The 17528-nt window shown below is 52.5% G+C and carries 15 protein-coding genes; 10 read left to right on the forward strand and 5 right to left on the reverse strand.

Annotation, left to right across the window (positions count from 1 at the left end):
- Nucleotides 1-132: 132 nt before the first annotated feature.
- The 3 genes from AAA138_RS00465 to AAA138_RS00475 all read right to left on the reverse strand — a co-directional run bounded on the left by AAA138_RS00465 (nucleotide 133) and on the right by AAA138_RS00475 (nucleotide 2716).
- Nucleotides 133-348 (reverse strand): phosphoribosylglycinamide formyltransferase, encoded by a 216-nt coding sequence (locus tag AAA138_RS00465; protein ID WP_109258817.1) that lies wholly within the window; start codon nucleotides 346-348, stop codon nucleotides 133-135.
- A gap of 399 nt (nucleotides 349-747) precedes the next feature.
- Nucleotides 748-2121: a phage/plasmid primase, P4 family gene (locus AAA138_RS00470; RefSeq protein ID WP_243141398.1), complete on the reverse strand. Its 1374-nt coding sequence runs from the start codon at nucleotides 2119-2121 to the stop codon at nucleotides 748-750.
- Nucleotides 2105-2716 carry a CHC2 zinc finger domain-containing protein gene (locus AAA138_RS00475; protein ID WP_109258819.1) on the reverse strand — a complete coding sequence of 204 codons (612 nt, stop codon included), beginning with the start codon at nucleotides 2714-2716 and terminating at the stop codon, nucleotides 2105-2107. Before AAA138_RS00475 ends, AAA138_RS00470 begins: the two co-directional genes overlap by 17 nt.
- A gap of 220 nt (nucleotides 2717-2936) precedes the next feature.
- On the opposite strand from AAA138_RS00475, the gene AAA138_RS00480 reads away from it, so the two are divergent.
- The 8 genes from AAA138_RS00480 to AAA138_RS00515 all read left to right on the forward strand — a co-directional run bounded on the left by AAA138_RS00480 (nucleotide 2937) and on the right by AAA138_RS00515 (nucleotide 10888).
- Entirely contained in the window at nucleotides 2937-4040 is a 1104-nt protein-coding gene (locus AAA138_RS00480) for a DUF6076 domain-containing protein (protein WP_270441385.1), read from the forward strand.
- Between the two features lie 25 nt (nucleotides 4041-4065).
- Entirely contained in the window at nucleotides 4066-5010 is a 945-nt protein-coding gene (locus tag AAA138_RS00485; protein WP_274271614.1) for a DUF3658 domain-containing protein, read from the forward strand.
- A 64-nt stretch (nucleotides 5011-5074) separates the two neighbouring features.
- Nucleotides 5075-6262: a hypothetical protein gene (locus AAA138_RS00490; protein WP_270441399.1), complete on the forward strand. Its 1188-nt coding sequence runs from the start codon at nucleotides 5075-5077 to the stop codon at nucleotides 6260-6262.
- Nucleotides 6263-6339: 77 nt separating this feature from the next.
- Nucleotides 6340-7107, forward strand: a complete 768-nt coding sequence (locus AAA138_RS00495) for an ABC transporter ATP-binding protein (RefSeq protein ID WP_270441397.1) — start codon at nucleotides 6340-6342, stop codon at nucleotides 7105-7107.
- On the forward strand, nucleotides 7097-9169 hold the full coding sequence (locus AAA138_RS00500) for an ABC transporter permease (RefSeq protein ID WP_085531198.1): 2073 nt from the start codon (nucleotides 7097-7099) through the stop codon (nucleotides 9167-9169). Before AAA138_RS00495 ends, AAA138_RS00500 begins: the two co-directional genes overlap by 11 nt.
- Nucleotides 9170-9188: 19 nt before the next feature.
- Nucleotides 9189-9455, forward strand: coding sequence for a response regulator (locus AAA138_RS00505; protein ID WP_349089161.1), 267 nt, complete (start codon nucleotides 9189-9191; stop codon nucleotides 9453-9455).
- A 129-nt stretch (nucleotides 9456-9584) separates the two neighbouring features.
- The gene (locus AAA138_RS00510; protein WP_230320317.1) at nucleotides 9585-9866 is read left to right on the forward strand and encodes a helix-turn-helix domain-containing protein; all 282 of its coding nucleotides are present in this window, start codon (nucleotides 9585-9587) and stop codon (nucleotides 9864-9866) included.
- Nucleotides 9863-10888 carry a sensor histidine kinase gene (locus AAA138_RS00515; RefSeq protein WP_085531194.1) on the forward strand — a complete coding sequence of 342 codons (1026 nt, stop codon included), beginning with the start codon at nucleotides 9863-9865 and terminating at the stop codon, nucleotides 10886-10888. The genes AAA138_RS00510 and AAA138_RS00515 overlap by 4 nt, the downstream gene beginning before the upstream one ends.
- Nucleotides 10889-10937: 49 nt before the next feature.
- Here AAA138_RS00515 and AAA138_RS00520 read toward each other — a convergent pair whose 3' ends face one another.
- Nucleotides 10938-11186, reverse strand: coding sequence for a DUF6061 family protein (locus AAA138_RS00520; protein WP_085531192.1), 249 nt, complete (start codon nucleotides 11184-11186; stop codon nucleotides 10938-10940).
- A 190-nt stretch (nucleotides 11187-11376) separates the two neighbouring features.
- Nucleotides 11377-12837, reverse strand: a complete 1461-nt coding sequence (gene pyk / locus AAA138_RS00525) for a pyruvate kinase (RefSeq protein ID WP_349089162.1) — start codon at nucleotides 12835-12837, stop codon at nucleotides 11377-11379.
- Between the two features lie 441 nt (nucleotides 12838-13278).
- Here pyk and AAA138_RS00530 point away from each other — a divergent pair, with 441 nt between their 5' ends.
- Nucleotides 13279-15960 carry a cation-translocating P-type ATPase gene (locus tag AAA138_RS00530; protein ID WP_349089163.1) on the forward strand — a complete coding sequence of 894 codons (2682 nt, stop codon included), beginning with the start codon at nucleotides 13279-13281 and terminating at the stop codon, nucleotides 15958-15960.
- Between the two features lie 356 nt (nucleotides 15961-16316).
- Nucleotides 16317-17396, forward strand: a complete 1080-nt coding sequence (gene rsgA / locus AAA138_RS00535; protein WP_349089366.1) for a ribosome small subunit-dependent GTPase A — start codon at nucleotides 16317-16319, stop codon at nucleotides 17394-17396.
- Nucleotides 17397-17528: the final 132 nt, after the last annotated feature.

Genomic DNA, 17528 nt, shown 5'->3' on the forward strand with positions numbered 1-17528 from the left:
CAGCCCGTCTGCATGAAGCTGTTCTGCGGAACGTTTCTTGCAGACGTTGGCAGCGTCTTTCACTGCCATCCATAGGCAGCACTGCGGTGTGCCTATGGGGACGGAAGATGCGAGGGGCTGTTGCCGGGGGCATCACTTCTCCCGTCTTTGCTGCCATACAATGTCGCATCCCAGCACATCGGCAAGCTCCAATACTTCCTTGTATCGGATGCTTTCCCGCTGTAATTTTGCGGACAGGTTGGAAACGCTGTCGCTCCATCCGTACTCGTCCGAGAGCAGGTCAACAACTTCCTGCATGGTCATCCCAGCACGGATGATCTGTGCCTTGATTTCATTGCGTACATTCATATTGAAAAATCCTCCATAATTCTGTTTGTGGTTCGGTACAATCTCTGCACCCCAAAACGGAGCAGATACACCGAACAGTGAAAAATCTGCAATCTCTGAAATCCGTTCAGAATTTTGCTTGTGATGTCCTGTCCATATATGACCATATCCCGCTTTACTGTTTCGTGTGATTTGGTCTGGAAAAATGAAAACATCTATTGTTCCGTGAACAGGGTACACGGTTCAGAGAAGCACGATTTCGTGAAATAGCTTCGTCCTGCGGTCAAAAACTTTGCTGTTTCCATTGCCATTGATTTTCAATACCCGAAAACAGGTTGTCTCTGAAAGCCGTTGTTTCCTATAATGGGAGAAAACAGGGGTAAATGCTGCGTACATACGTACAGAGCATGACTGGCAAAATCAATCCCGCCATTCCTCCGGTACGTACGTACATGACGAAACATCGTAAAACCCATTTATATGAGGTCTTGCCACAGCTTCCACACCCATAAATCCCCACACCCGCCGTCCGGCAGAGTTGGTGATGTTGTTGCAATGTTCCAGATTGAATCTCCCGGCATTGGCAATCATGGCGTCGCTGAAGCTGCGGGCTTTCAGCGGTGCAAGGGAATTTTCTTCGCACCACATCCGGTAGATTTCATAGAAATCCTTGGAGCTGATGGACGCATCCGCTTTGCACCGGATGTATCCCTCCGATTCCATGAAATCAAAGATATTATTATTGTCACGCTTGACCGCTTCCCGGTTTTCCCGGATACGGTCACTCTCTGTGAATTTGAAGTTGTTGGCAACAAGCCGCTGTAAGCCTTCAAATGCCCACAGGAAGATGCCCTCGGCTTCGGCTTTCATCTTCTCCGCAAGGTCAGGATCATCAGCTCTATCCACAGGCTTTTCCTTGGTGGTCAGCACAAGCTGTCTGCGATAAAATCCGTCACTGCGATCATAAAGAGCTTGCAAATCGCCGTTGCTGAACGCAAGCAGCCGGACGAACATCCAGCCCTGATAACTCTGCTTGCCCTTGCGTTCCAAATCCATCTTGCCCTGTGCTGTCACGATGGATTTCACATAGTTGGTCTGGCGCAGAGCTTCCATCCGCATATCATCATCCACGCACAAGAGGATATGTTCCAGATCGGCACGGGCAAAGCGGTTTTCGGAAATCTTTCCGATGCTGCCGTCTTTCATATTCATGCCAAAGATTGCCGAAAGCACCGCACCGATTTGGGATTTACCCTCGCCGCCGTTGCCCTTAATCACCATCATGCGCTGTCCTTTGTTGGAGGGAATCAGGCAGTAGCCGATAAACTCCTGCAAAGTGGGAATGTCCTCTGTATGAAGCAGGTCATCCAGAAAGTTCAGCCAGACCACAGGAGCAGGAGCATCGGGATTGTAGGCAACAGGCAGACGGCTCCGCACGATAGCAGGTCTGCCCTCAGTGAATGTTCCGTTCTGCAGCAGCGTACCGTTGGCAACATGAATCCGATCCTGCTCCGGAGGAAAGTCAGGCACTTGTGCTTCCAGTTTCAGCACCTCCAGAATATTGGTGATCTTCCGGGGGATGTTGTTCACGGCACAGAATTTCAGCTTGTCGTAAATCTCACCCCGGAGAGGGAGATCGTCTGTTACCCGACCATCGGGCGTAAAAAAAGCTCCGTTTGCGAAGATGATTCTGCGCTCACGCAGAAATTCTTCACAGAACAGAGCTTCATTGATGTTCTGCCCGTCAAACCAGATCGGCAGATTCATATCCGGCATTTTACCTTTCTTCCCCATGGGACAACCCCTCCTTTCGTTTCCGTGCCACATAGTTCCGAAGGAAAGCAATCTTGCTCTCCTTCATTAGCTCGTCCACCACGGCAACCCGTTCTTCTAAATCACCGACTGTCAAAATATCTGCCAGATATTCGATATAATCAATCATCTGGCAGGCTTCCACAAAACGGTCATCCAGATCATCGTCCGGTGTTTTCGGTGCATATCGCACTTTCCAATCTTCCAGCAGATGCAGATAATCCATCAGCACCCGGAAGCACAGCATTTCGTCCTCCCGAAACTGACGGATATAGGGACGTTTGGGCTTGAGCATAGCTGCGGAAGTGGGCGGTTTCGGGTCAAGCCCAAAATCCGAAGCCAGCTTTTGTGCTGCTTCATAGCTGCTCAGATCGAACGACCTTGCCACGAAGTCGATCACATCCCCCTTGACTCCGCAGCCAAAGCAGAAGAAATAATCCTCATTCAGCTTCATGCTCGGATGCCTGTCATTGTGGAACGGGCAGCAAGCCATGCCGTTTCGGTTGACTTTCAGCCCGTAGTGTTCGGCGGCTTGCTTTACGCTGATTGCCACCTTGATGGTTTCATAGATTGTCATAGAAAACCTCCGTTCATAGTATTCAGAAAGCACGAAACACCCGCCGTGATTGGCAGGTGTTTCGCTCTTTCTACTATGGTTATGCCGGATTTCTCAAAAAACAGGCTAATAGCAGGACAAGCCTATTTCAAAAAACAGGACAACTTTTCGGAGGATATAGATTTCTTCACATTTGCATGGTATAATTGGAAAAGTAAAAAAACAGGACAAGAGGGCAAGCATGAATCAAGAACTGATGACATTGGATTTTTGGCAGGATACGGTCATATATGAGGGCAAAACATTCCCTGTCGGCACTCTTGCCTGTGATGCGCTGAATGTTCCTGCGGATGCCATTGCAAAGATGAATGAGCAATGCGAAAAAATCAATCTGCTGCTTGGAATGTTGAACGCCGGAGAGGACGCTTCTGCACTCTTTCCTATGGCAAGGGAAGCTGCTCTGGCGATGCTTGATATTCTCAGTAAAACACCGCCGTTCTCCTACATGGATATTCCAAAACACAGAGAACAGATTGAAAAAGTCTTTACTGCGGACAATGCTCTGAAATATATGGAGTTTGCCATAAAAGCCACAACCAACTCCTTGCAGCTTGAAGAAGTTCCGAGATATGCCGATGCGATGATGCTCCAACGCTATACCGCTGTATTCGGGCATCTGGCATACTCCCTTGGGGAATACCAAAAGGCAATGCTTGATTTTGCAGAAAAATCAGACGGCAACGAAGCTGACCGCACCGCAGAGGGCTTTGCAAAAATGTTTGGAAGCTATTTCCCTCCGGACTTTTCTATTACTGAGGGAAATGCCTGGATGTCTACCCTGAACAACTCCGTTCAGTATGTATCTGTCATCCGTCCCGGCGAAAATGTGGCGAAGCTCGTCAAACGGATGCACTATGTGTCCTTTGTAGGGATGTTCCGGTCAGATCTCTTTGAGGGATTGTGTGTCGGTCACGCTCCTAAGAAGTGCCGGATCTGCGGCAAATGGTTTCTGACAACCAACGCAAGGCACACCAAATACTGCGGCGGTTATGCGCCGGGAGATAAGCTGCACCGCACCTGTCGGCAGATCGGCAATCTGAAAGGCAGAGAACAACGGGAGCTTGCGGATGATCATCCAGTGAAGCAGATACATGAGAAGCGTCTGAACACCATAAACCGCTATATAAAGCGTGGTACTCTGGATGAAGATCTTGCGGAGGTCATGAAAAAGCTGGCAAAAGATAAGATGCTCCAGGCATTGAGCAATGTCGCTTATGCCAAGGGCGATTATGAAAAAGAAATGGGACAGGCGGCTTTGAAGAAAGAAGCACTAAAAAGAATTTGAATTTAGCTAAGAGGTGAGCAACGTTATGTTAGAAGTAGTATTTAGCGACAGTGCCGCAGGGACTATGGCGGTTGCGATTGGACATAAGGGTTTTTTAGGCGGAGCAACCAGTGTAATTATCTCTGATGGGACAGTTTCAAAAGAAGAAATAGAAAAGTTCCAGCATCAAGCAGAAGAACGGGAGCGTTCTGGTTGGGAGAATGCTATACCGTTGGAGGGAAATCGTAAGGACATAGTTAATCTTCCGTTGGCATTGTCTGTGGGCAACATCTCCGAAGCAGGAATTTGTTTGGAGCGTGAGTCGGCATTATCTTTGCTACTAAGCATACTGCCCGATATGGCATCTGAAATCGTAACTGAACTTCTCAATACATCCCGAAAGAACTATGCTACGCTACTGGAAAAAGCACAAAACGGAGAGCCGATTCGTGTTTGGGTCGGACGAGAACCAGATGATGTGTGCGGATTGTATTGGCTTCTGGAACAACTACGACCAATCGGCTTTGAAAAATTGGATGTTACCATTGTGGAGCTTCCAATGTGGGAAACAAGACCAGATGGATGCATTGTCCAGTATAACGGTTGGGGAGAAGTTGAACCTTATCACTTGGGACGGATGGCATCTCTTGGAAAGAAGTTGCCAACAAATTACCTTCGTAGTTTGGCTAACCGCTGGAGAGAACTCCAACAGGAAAATTCTCCTCTTCGTGCTGTTATAAACGGCAAACTGGTCAGCGTATCAGAAACTCTGTATGATACATTTATTCTTCGAGAATTGGATACACTGGACGACGAGTTTAAGGAAAGCGTGCTTGTTGGACAGGTTCTTGGAAAGAATCAATTAGGGATCGGTGATGGGTGGATTGCTTTGCGTGTGGAACAATTTATCAAAGAGGGACTTCTGGTCCCAATCACAACTCCTGCACCAAATGCACCTATTTATCACCGTATGTTAAAGAAAATAAAGTAATAAATAACCCATTAGTTGACCACGGGATATTTATGAGTATTACTAAACTGGAAGGAGGTGCGCTATGCTGAATGATTTTACATGGAATATGACTGGATACATACCGAAACATCATGTCAATCCGCACGGTGACGGCATCATTCCCTATGTGGCAGAGCGCATCTTCCAACTGGAACCGGAGCCTCCAGCGGTGGGCAATCTGAACGAATATATCCTGTCTGCCTTGCAGGAAAAGAATTTGCTATATTTCTCATTCTTCCTGCACCACTACGAGCCGCAGCTTAACAAGCGCATTAAAGACTTTCTCGGTGTGGATGGCGGCGATCTGTACGACACAGACCGATTTATAGATATAAAGCTCTCCTGCCGGGAGCAAATGCTCCAAAAGCTGATGGACTATGACCTTGCCAAGGGTGCAGAGTATGCTACATACATTTTCCCGTTCATCCGGGATGCTATGCTCCGTTTTCGCATGGGCGAAGAAAAATGGTCGGTATCCTCTCTGACTAATTACAAAATGATACGCTCAATGGCGTGGCTGTATCATAACACCAAGGATGCGGTCAACGAGTTTTCCAAGAAATACAACTGTGATCTTGCTCTTGCCGAAGACTATCTGAAAGTTGTGCGAGGTATCCGCAATCAGCAGCCATTCTATGTGACAGACGAGAACGGCGAGGAAACAGGCGAGGATGTAGCCCTTGACGATAGCTGGAACTATACCGATATCCTCTGGAACGGCATACAGGCAGAAAAGGTGCAGCGGGCATTTGAGAAACTGAATTACCGGGAACAGACCTTGCTCGAAAAACGGTTAGCAATTTGCATGACCTGTGGGCGAGTTGGCTCATGGAAGAACCGCCCCACTTTTGAAGAATTGGCGATTATGTTTGAGGGCAGCACTGCCAGCGGTGCAGAGCGAGCCTACCGGAAAGCGGCGGACAAACTGACAGAACTGCTGGTTGCCGAAGGTGCGCTCCATGCTGTCCGGCTGAAACAGAAATCCAAAACCAAGCGCAAAAAGAAAAGCGCCGCCGCAATCTACGAATACCAAGCAGACTGCGACGGCGAATGGGGCGAAGTTTCAGTTGATTTTGAGAACGGCACAGCAGAGATTATCCGACTTGCTGATTGGGATACAATTAAAACGAACTGGTTTGCCAAGGAGTCGATCCGGTGTATTTTATCATTGTCGCCTGATGCTCTTACAAAATATATGCTCGTCCCCCTTGAGCCGCCACTTATATCCTGAATCCTTACAACCACTGTAAGTGGTATTTGCTGTGTTCCCATGCTATCATTTTATTACAAATGATAGGAGGTATTCACATGAAACCCATTTTGAATATTGAAAATTTAACAAAAATCTATGGCAATGTGCCAAGTCAAACAAAGGCACTGAATGGGATCACCTTTCAGGTCATGCCGGGAGAGTTTCTTGGCATTATGGGAAGCAGTGGTTCTGGTAAATCCACACTGCTCAATTGTATTGCGACTGTGATTCAACCCACAGGTGGAAGCATTCAGGTGGAGGGCGTTAATCTGCAAGCACTCAAGGGAAGGACTCTTGCAGATTACCGTGGAAAAAAAGTTGGTTATCTATTTCAGAATTTTGAGCTACTGGATAATCTGACCGGACGTGAAAATATACTGCTTCCAACTTCTCTGCATGGGGTATCCGAAGCAGAAAGCAGCCAGCGGCTGAAGCAGTTGGCTGACTATCTGGAAATCACTGATGTTCTGAATAAGTTTCCGTCCAAGATGTCCGGCGGCCAGCGTCAGCGTGTTGCGGCAGCAAGGGCTCTGATCTTACATCCCCAAATGATCCTTGCCGATGAACCGACGGGTGCGCTGGATTCTAAGAACGCAAGAAGTCTTATGGAGAAGCTGTCCGGCCTGAATCGTGACGAACAAGCTACGATCCTGATGGTAACCCATGATTCCAATGCCGCCAGCTTCTGTAAGCGCATCCTGTTCATCCAGGATGGCGTGATCTTTCATGAGCTTCGGCGTGGAGACGAAAGCCAGCAGGAGTTCTACGGGCGCATCCTGAAGGTGATGGCTCAACTGGGAGGGGGTAGCGCAAATGTTCTCTAATCTGATTTTTCGAAACAGTCGCCGCAGCCGAAAGGAAAACGGTCTGTTTTTCAGCTCCCTGGTGATTTCTATTATTGCCTTTTATATGATTCTTTCCATCTCCACACAGGATGTAATGATTTTTTTGCAGAAAATGGAGAGCGACGCAGTGAACAGGCTCTTGCTTCTGATTCCTGTGTTTTACGGAATGACCCTGGGTATTCTTTTCTTTTTGATTTACTTCGCCTGCAAGTATCAATTTGAGCGCAGACGCCACGAGTTTGGTGTCTATCTGATGTTGGGAATGCGCAGAAGCAAACTGTTCTGGATGCTTCTGGCGGAAGATTTCCTGACCAGTATTCTTGCCATGCTCATAGGCTTACCTGTGGCTGTGGTGCTTTCAGAAATTGTCAGTCTTGTCACCGCCAAGCTGGTAGGCATGGGGATCATCGGTCATCAGTTTTCTTTATCCTGGTCTGCGATTGAATGGACGCTGGCAGGATTTCTGGCAATTAAGCTGACGGCACTTCTGATTTTGAGTGGACGAATCAGCCGCCAGGAGATCGGTACTTTGCTATCCCAGCCAACGAACCGCCCCAAAAAGCAAATGCCATCTGTTATCTATGGACTGGCTGCTATATGCGGAAGTGTGATGTTGGCAGTGGCTTACTACATGGCGATTCAGGGAATTGCATGGACAAAGGTAAGTATGATGGGACTGACTTTGCTGTTGGGCATAGTTGGTACGATGCTGCTTTTCTATGGGATGCGTGCGCTGATTGCTTTGATTGTTAAGAAAGGAAAAGGAAATAAGCAGCTTCATGTATTTACCTTCCGGCAGATTCAGGAGAATGTCATTCATCAGTCAAACTCCATGGCCATCAGCTCCCTGCTGATTCTGGCGGCGCTGTGTTGTTTTGGTGCGGGCGTAGGAATTGCAGGAACGAATAACCTGTCTTCTGGCCATGTAATCGACTATACTTTTGAAGATCATACTGCAGAAGACTCATCGCAGGTTCTTCCGAATATAAAGGCAGTCCTGAAAGAAAACAGTTTGGAAAATCAATTTTCAGAGCTTTTTGAAATGAGGGTTGGGCGTATTCGCACCACAGAAGATTATGATAATGCCTACAGCATGGACGCTGTTATGGACTCTCTTCGGAGCCTGCCCCAGTCGGAAGACCGGGATGTCCTTCTGAACAATCTTGGTTATGCCACATACCCATATTTGATTTGTTTATCGGACTATAATCGTTTGTTGGAATTGTCCGGCAAGCCTGTCATTAAATTAAGTGAGGATGAAGCCGCTGTTTATATAGGTTCCGACTTTACTACTGTAAATCGTACCGCAATGCTGAACGACATACTTACTGAACAGCCTGAAACGGAACTGGTTGGCAGTCCGATTTATCTTACTGGAGAGGTTCAGTCTGTAAATTTGATTACGGATCGTTCTATTACTTTGTCCTTTGCATTGATTCTTCCAGATGAAGCCTTCCTCTATCATACCCAAGGAATGTATGATACGTATGTGAATGCGGTACTCAGTGAGCAGGCTATGGAAGGAAATAGCCTTATGACTGCCTATTCCGATCTGAACGAGAAGCTGGACAAAATAGGTATCGAATATGAAAGCTATCTTCAGAATATGGGCCGCCAGCTTTTCTACACCATAGCATCCAGTTATATTACCCTCTATCTTGCGATTGTTTTCTTGGTAGTTGCCAACACCATCGTGGGTGTTCAGTTCCTGATGAGTCAGCAGAAAACCGGGCGCAGATACCAGACTCTGATCCGCCTGGGAGCTACTTACGAAACCCTTTGCCAGTCTGCTGGAAAGCAAATTACCTGGTTTATGGGACTTCCTGTATTGGTTGCAGCTGTCAGCAGTCTGTTTGGAGTCAGGGCGTTATTTACAGGGATACTCTCGTCCCGAACCCGTGGGACAGTGGCTGAAATGATGTTTGTATCTGCTGCTATGATTTTGCTGCTTTGCGTGATAGAATATATTTATATGAGAGTGGTCAAGCACTCCAGTGATCGGTATTTGCTGACACTGATGCAGCCGCAGAGAGAAGAATAATTTGGAAGGAGGTGCTGTCGTGAAAAGAATTGCTGTTGTGGAAGATGAAGTCTATATGCGGGAAGAACTCTGCAATATGCTCCAAAAGGACGGGTATCTTGTGGAGGCAATCACCGAGTTTGAAGATGCCGCTCGGCTCTTGGCAGCCCTCCGTCCTGACCTCGTGATCTTAGACCTGAATTTACCAGAAATCAGTGGCTTTCAAATCTGCCAGGAGTTAAAGAATAAAACCGCTATCCCCATCCTGGTGCTGACTTCCAGAGATCAGGTAAAGGATGAACTGTAAGCGTTCCAGTTGGGTGCAGATGAATATTTGACGAAGCCGTGCAGAAAAGACCGACTTCTCGCCAGGGTATCCAATATTCTCAAAAGGTATGAAGGTCGTACCAACCTCATAGAGGGATTGGACTTCTTGTTGGACCAGCAGACCTACACACTTTATATTCATAACACCTCTGTGGTGCTTCCAAAAAATCAGGGAAAACTGTTGGTTGCTCTTTTGGCAAGTGGTGATGCACTGGTTACAACGGAGCAGCTTTGCATGGCACTGTGGGGAACTACGGAATACATAGATGAAAATGCCTTGCAGGTTAACCTGACCCGGTTGAAAAAAACGATGTCCGCCCTTGAAATGAAGCAGCGAATCGTTGCAGTTCGAGGAATGGGCTACCGTTTGGAAGCGGAGGTGTCTCTATGAAGCAGCTTTGGCACATGATAGAACGGTACTACCCCTGGCTTCTGTTGCTGCTGGGCGTGGATTGCTTTTGCGCTGTCATTCTTTGGATTTCTGACATTCAGGCATTTCAAACCTTGATCGGGTTAGTAGTTCTGACGAGCATCCTTTTGTTTTCAGCGATTCTGTTTGTACTAAACAAGAGGGAGAACACCCACATGGAACTGTTCCGGGATTTCCTCAGTGATCCTACCATCTGCAATGAAGAACGGCTGCTCAGTGCCATTAGTCAGAAAGAAGGAGAATCTGTCCGATTTTTGGCTTCGGTTTTACGGGAATACAAAAACGAGAGTAACAATATGGCGGATGCCCTACGGGACTATGAAGAATACGTGGAGGGCTGGGCACATGAAGCGAAAACGCCCCTATCGTTGCTGACCATGCTCTTGGATAACCGGAACGATGAAATCTCTCCTTCCCTGCAAGCAAAGCTGGATTATGTCCGCAGTCAGCTTCAGGAGGATGTCACGCAGATGCTGTACTATGCCCGGTTGAAGAGCAGTACAAAGGATTACCGATTTGAGGATGTCAATTTGAATGACTGCTTGGGTGAAGTTCTGGAGGACTATGCCCCACTTCTTGAAGAGAAGCAGTTTGTCATTCTCAACAAACTGCAATCTGAAACAGTCTATACAGACCGTAGAGGACTTCAGTTTATGTTGGGACAGATCGTTAGCAATGCCATCAAATATAGCAGCGATAGTCCCATGCTTACGATTTCCATGATACATTCGGAGACCGCAGATATCCTTTCTGTTGAAGATAACGGCATTGGCGTAAAAAAATATGATCTGCCGTACATTTTTCAAAAGGGCTTTACCGGGGATTCTACTGACAGCAGAAAGAAGGCTACCGGTATGGGACTTTACCTGGTTAAGAAGATGGCCGACGATCTAAATCTTCATCTGGAAGCTACTTCCCAGTGGGGAAAGGGCTTCAAGATTGTCATCTTCTTTCCTAAATTGAGATCCAACGGAGGGAAATAATATAAACAGAAAAACGCCCGCAGGATTTTCTCCTGCGGGCAGCGTGTTGTCAGCTATCCAAAGGCTTGTATTCTGTTACAGTTTTCAGATAGGTTTCGGGATCGCCATTCAATATCAAGTCAGCATATGCTATCGGGTCATTGTAGATCAAATAATCCAACTCTGACCGCTGATACATATTGTCTGCAATCTCGTTCTCAACAGCGATAGTGTCAATCGCAATCATTCTGCCGTCCCTGAATTTCAGTTCCACACAGCAATTATCCATAGTGTAAGCACAAGATATTAAGGTTTTCATGGTATGTCCTCCATAATTCGAAATATAAAGCGAAAATCCCGTCTGACTTCCTGTTAGAAATCAGACGGGATTTGTCCGTATGCACCCCGGAAACCGTCAGCTAACAGTTGATAAGTAAATTAGTTCCTTATCACTGTTAAGCCAATGCCTTCCGGGCCCTTTGCAATGCAAATTTGCTTGCAAGTGCGATTTAGCGCACTTGAGCGACGTAAGCGACGTTGGTCGAGGAGACCTTGTCCTCGAGCTGGACGCTCATGCGGGGATCGCCGGCGGTAGCGACGGTCAAATCGCCGGCCTCGACGTAACCGAGCTCCTTGGCGGTCTCGATCGCCTTGACGATCGTGCCGTTGACGGTGCCCTGGGTAATCTCGGCCTGATGCGGGATAACGCCCCAGTACATGATCATCTGCTGGACGGCCCACTCGTGGCGGGAGAACGCGCAGATCGGCATGTTGGGACGGAAGTGCGAGATCAGGCGAGCGGTACGACCGGTGGTCGTCGGCACGGTGATGCACTTGGCGCCAACGGTGGTGGCCATGTTCACAGCGGACATACCCACAACGTTGTTGACGACGCGGGTGCCGTGAGCATCGGCCGGAACCTCGAGCGGAGCGTGGGCCGGGAGGTACTTCTCGGTCTCGAGAGCAATGCTGGCCTGCATCTTAACAGCCTCAACCGGGTACTTACCGGCAGCGGACTCGCCGGACAGCATGACGGCGTCGGTGCCGTCGTAGATGGCGTTAGCAACGTCGGCAACCTCGGCGCGCGTCGGGCGCGGGTTCTGCTGCATGGAGTCGAGCATCTGCGTAGCGGTGATAACGGGCTTGTAGGCCGCGTTGCACTTGGCGATGATCTCCTTCTGGATGTGCGGAACGAGCTCGGGCTTGATCTCGATGCCCAGGTCGCCACGGGCGACCATGATGCCGTCGGAAGCCTCGAGGATCTCGTCGAAGTTCTCGACGCCCAGGGCGCACTCGATCTTCGGGAAGATCGTCACGTGCTCGCCACCGTTCTCGCGGCAAAGCTCGCGGATGCCGCGGACGGACTCGCCGTCACGGATGAAGGAAGCGGCGATGTAGTCGATGTTCTCGGTCAGGCCAAAGAGAATGTCCTGACGATCGCGCTCGGTGATGGCGGGCAGCGAGATGTTGACGTTGGGCATGTTGACGCCCTTGCGCTCGCCGATCAGGCCGTCGTTCTTGACGACGCAGGTCATGTCCTGGCCGTCGACGGACTCGACCTCAAGGGCAACCAGGCCGTCATCGATCAGGATGAGGGAGCCCTTCTCGACCTCGGAGGGCAGAGCCAGGTAGTCGAGGGAGATGTGCTCAGCGGTGCCGTGGAAATCCTCGGTCGTGGGCTGAGCGGTGACGACGATCTTGTCGCCGGTCTTGACGGCAACCTTCTTGCCGTCGACCAGAAGGCCGGTGCGGACCTCGGGGCCCTTGGTGTCGAGCAGGATGCCGACGGGCATACCGAGCTCCTTGGAAATACGACGGACGCGCTCGATGCGACCGTGGTGCTCGTCGTAGGAGCCGTGCGAGAAGTTAAAACGGGCGACGTTCATGCCCGCCTTGATCATCTCGCGGATGGTCTCGTCGCTATCGCAGGCGGGACCCATGGTGCATACAATCTTAGTGCGCTTGTACATTCAGACCTCCATCTGACATCGTCTTGCGCTGATAGATAAACCATAAGAAATAAAACTGAGATGATTATAACGAAATGACGACCGAATACCCCAAAAAATCGACCGTATGCCGAATTAGAAGTTCATTTTTTGCGGAAAAACGGTATATGCAAAAACTTTACCAACCGTTCTAACCGCTGCTATCTGGGCGATATTTCAGTTTGATGATGCACCGAAGAAAAAGCGTTTTATCAATGTTGAGCGTCACACGGTCTGCACCGTTGCTTATGGACCATATTTCCAAATGGATTGTTTTGGCTAGACGTGTCGCTTTGGGGTACCATAGCCCCACTATCAACTGCCGCTCAGCACGGCAGCCTTGATGAGCCCTTGCCCTTCTCCTGGGAATTATGATCGGGCATCAATCTGCTGAGTGGCCCGAATCCCAGGAGGGGACTCTATATGCAAAAGGAATACCTGTCCGCCGCGGCGGAGGTGCTCGGCGACCAAGGTGTCGATGAGAACCTCGGCCTGAGCACCGGCGAGGCTTCGTCGCGCTTTGCCAAGACAGGCCCTAACAAGCTCGAGGAAGCCGAGAAGACGCCGCTGTGGAAGCGTTTCTTTGAGCAGATGGCCGATCCCATGGTCATCATGCTGATCGTTGCCGCCGTCATCAGCGCGCTCACGGGCATGGTCAAGGGCGAGCCCGACTTTGCCGATGTCGTCATTATCATGTTCGTCGTTATCGTCAACTCGGTGCTGGGCGTGGTTCAGGAAGCCAAGAGCGAAGAGGCCCTCGAGGCCCTGCAGGAGATGAGCGCGGCGCAGTCCAAGGTGCTGCGCGACGGCAAGCTCGTGCACCTGCCGAGCGCCGAGCTCGTGCCCGGCGACGTAATCATGCTCGAGGCGGGCGACTCCGTCCCGGCCGACTGCCGCGTGCTCGAGAGCGCCACGATGAAGATCGAAGAGGCCGCACTCACCGGCGAGTCCGTTCCCGTAGAGAAGCACGCCAACGTGATCGAGCTTGCCGCGGGCACCGATGACGTGCCGCTCGGCGACCGCAAGAACATGTGCTACATGGGCTCCACCGTGGTGTACGGTCGCGGTCGCGCCGTCGTGGTCGGTACCGGCATGGATACCGAGATGGGCAAGATTGCCGGCGCCCTGGCCGAGGCCAAGGAAGAGCTCACGCCGCTGCAGGTGAAGCTCGCCGAGCTCAGCCGCATCCTCACCATCATGGTGATTATCATTTGCGTCGTGATCTTTGGCGTTGATATCCTCCGCCACGGCGTGGGCAACGTCCTTACCGACCCGACTGCCTTGCTCGACACCTTTATGGTCGCCGTCTCGCTCGCCGTTGCTGCCATCCCCGAGGGCCTGGTCGCCGTCGTGACCATCGTGCTGTCGCTTGGCGTGACCAAGATGGCCAAGCGCCAGGCGATTATCCGTAAGCTCTCTGCCGTCGAGACCCTCGGCTGCACGCAGACCATCTGCTCCGACAAGACCGGTACCCTTACCCAAAACAAGATGACCGTCGTCAAGCACGAGCTCGCCGCGCCTAAGGAGAAGTTCCTGGCCGGTATGGCCCTGTGCTCCGACGCCCAGTGGGACGAGGAGCTGGGCGAGGCCGTGGGCGAGCCGACTGAGTGCGCGCTCGTCAACGATGCCGGCAAGGCTGGTCTCACTGGCCTGACTGCCGAGCACCCGCGCGTGGGCGAGGCCCCGTTCGACTCGGGCCGCAAGATGATGTCCGTGGTCGTCGAGACCCTGGACGGCGAGTACGAGCAGTACACCAAGGGCGCGCCCGACGTGGTGATCGGCCTGTGCACCCACATCTACGAGGGCGATAAGGTCGTCCCCCTGACCGAGGAGCGTCGTGCCGAGCTCGTGGCCGCCAACAAGGCCATGGCCGACGAGGCCCTGCGCGTGCTGGCGCTGGCAAGCCGCACCTACACCGAGGTTCCGGCAGACTGCAGCCCCACTGCGCTCGAGCACGACCTGGTCTTCTGCGGCCTGTCCGGCATGATTGACCCTGTCCGCCCCGAGGTCGCCGACGCCATCCGCGAGGCCCATGACGCCGGTATTCGCACCGTCATGATCACGGGCGACCATATCGACACCGCCGTGGCCATTGCCAAGCAGCTGGGAATCGTCACCGATCGCAGCCATGCCATCACCGGTGCCGATCTCGATCGCATGAGCGACGAGGAGCTCGACGCGCACATCGAGGACTACGGCGTGTACGCTCGCGTCCAGCCCGAGCACAAGACCCGCATCGTCGAGGCCTGGAAGTCGCGCGACCAGATCGTGGCCATGACGGGCGACGGCGTCAACGATGCCCCGTCCATCAAGCGCGCTGACATCGGCGTTGGCATGGGCATCACCGGTACCGACGTCACCAAGAACGTCGCCGACATGGTGCTCGCCGACGACAACTTCGCCACCATCATCGGTGCTTGCGAAGAGGGTCGCCGCATCTACGACAACATCCGTAAGGTCATCCAGTTCCTGCTTTCGGCCAACCTTGCCGAGGTATTCTCGGTGTTTATCGCCACGCTCATCGGCTTTACCATCTTCCAGCCGGTGCAGCTGCTGTGGGTGAACCTGGTCACTGACTGCTTCCCCGCGCTCGCGCTGGGCATGGAGGATGCCGAGGGCGACATCATGAAGCGCAAGCCGCGCAACGCCAAGGATGGTGTCTTTGCCGGCAATATGGGCCTGGACTGCGTGGTCCAGGGCTTGATCATCACCGTGCTGGTGCTGGCGAGCTTCTTTGTGGGCGTGTACTTTGACATGGGCTACATCCACATCGCCGATATGATCGCCGGCAATGCCGACGAGGAAGGCGTGATGATGGCTTTCATCACGCTCAACATGGTCGAGATCTTCCACTGCTTCAATATGCGCAGCCGTCGTGCGTCGCTGTTTAGCATGAAGAAGCAGAACAAGTGGCTGTGGGCTTCGGCCGCGCTGGCGCTGGTACTGACGGTGATCGTGACCGTTCAGCCGACGCTTGCCGAGATGTTCTTTGGTCCCGTGACGCTTGAGCTCAAGGGCGTCATCGCCGCGTTGGGCCTTGCCTTCCTGATCATCCCGCTGATGGAGATCTACAAGGCGATCATGCGCGCAGTGGAGAAAGAGTAACGTACCTGTCCGGCCCCGACCGCCTGCGGGGTTTCCACGGGCACGTCCTCGCCGCTTTGCGGCTGCGGGATGTGCCCTTAGGAAACCCCTCCCGGCGGGCGGGCCCTGCGGTGTCCTTGCTGGCTTTTCTCCCGCGCGGATGATAAAGGGCTGAGGGAAAGTGTGTGAGTCGGTCGAGCAGTTGCTCGACCGACTCTTTTTTATGGGTAAAATACCTGCTCAGTTGTGTGGTTTTTTGCTGGGAGGCGCTTGTGGGCAAGGCTAAGGCTAAGGCGAAGAAAAAGACGACGGGGGCGCGGGCTAAGCGTGACCGTCGTCGGAAGCTTGCGACCGAAGCCCCCGCGTCTGCCGAGGAGCTGCTGGCAAGCGTGCCGGGGCTTGACGCGCTGCAGGATGTTCCGGCGTTCGATGACCTGCCGGTCGATGCGGCTCAGCAGGCTGCATTTGACGACTTTTGCGCACAGGCCGAGGAGCCCGAGCAAATGCAGCTCGGTGTCGTGGTGCGCCTGGACCGCGGGTTTCCGCTGGTGGCGACTGCCGATGACGCGTTTCGCGCCGAGCATGCCGTAGGGTTTGCCAAGTCGCGTGGCGAGGACGAGGTCTTGCTGCCCGCCGTGGGCGACCGCGTGGCGGTTCGCCGTGCTCCCGGGCACGACATGGGCGTGATCGAGTGCGTACTGCCGCGCCGTACGAGTTTTGAGCGTTGGCGTGGCCGTGCCCGCGGTGAGCGCCAGGTGCTCTGCTCCAACGTTGACAGCGTGCTGATCGTGCAGGCGCTCGGCGCCGGCGAGGTGCTGCTCGATCGCGTGGCGCGCTCACTGGTGTTGGCGCTCGATTGCGATGCCGAGCCGGTGGTGGTGCTCACCAAGGCCGACCGCTGCGAGGCCGATGAACTCGAGCGCGATCTGGACCGCGTGCGCCGTCTGGTGGGTCCGGACGTGCGCGTGATCGTGACGTCTTCTGCCGAGGGCCTCGGCCTGGACGAGGTGCGCGCCTGCGTGCCGGCCGGGAGCTGTGCCATGATCTTGGGCGAGTCGGGTGCCGGCAAGTCAACGCTGCTCAACGCGCTGTTGGGCCACGACACCCTGGCCACTGGCGGCGTGCGCGAGCGTGACGACCAAGGTCGCCACACCACAGTTGCGCGCGTGATGGTGGCGCTGCCGGGCGACGCCGGCGTGATCGCCGATGCCCCGGGCCTGCGCAGCCTGCCGCTTGTGGGACATGAGCGGGGTCTGGCGCGTGCCTTCCCCGAGATCGTCGAGGCGTCGCGTGCGTGCCGGTTTGGCGATTGCACGCACACCCATGAGCCGGGTTGTGCCGTTCGCGAGGCCGAGGACGCGGGGCAGATCGACAGCCTGCGCCTGGAGACGTTCCAAAACCTGGCGTCATCCATGCGCGTGAGTGCCCAAATGCTCGATCCCGATGTCCATCTGTAATTGATTTTTCCTATGACAGCCGCCTCCCAACTGCTTGGGAGGCGGCTTTTTTGCTGCCAAAGCGTCTCGAAATATGCGTTTTGCCGACGTTCTGACCAAAACCTTGCCACGAGCTTGACGGGCTGGTCAGCT

It is taken from the genome of Collinsella sp. CLA-JM-H32B (genome assembly GCF_040098065.1).
In the GTDB taxonomy this organism is placed as follows: domain Bacteria; phylum Actinomycetota; class Coriobacteriia; order Coriobacteriales; family Coriobacteriaceae; genus Collinsella.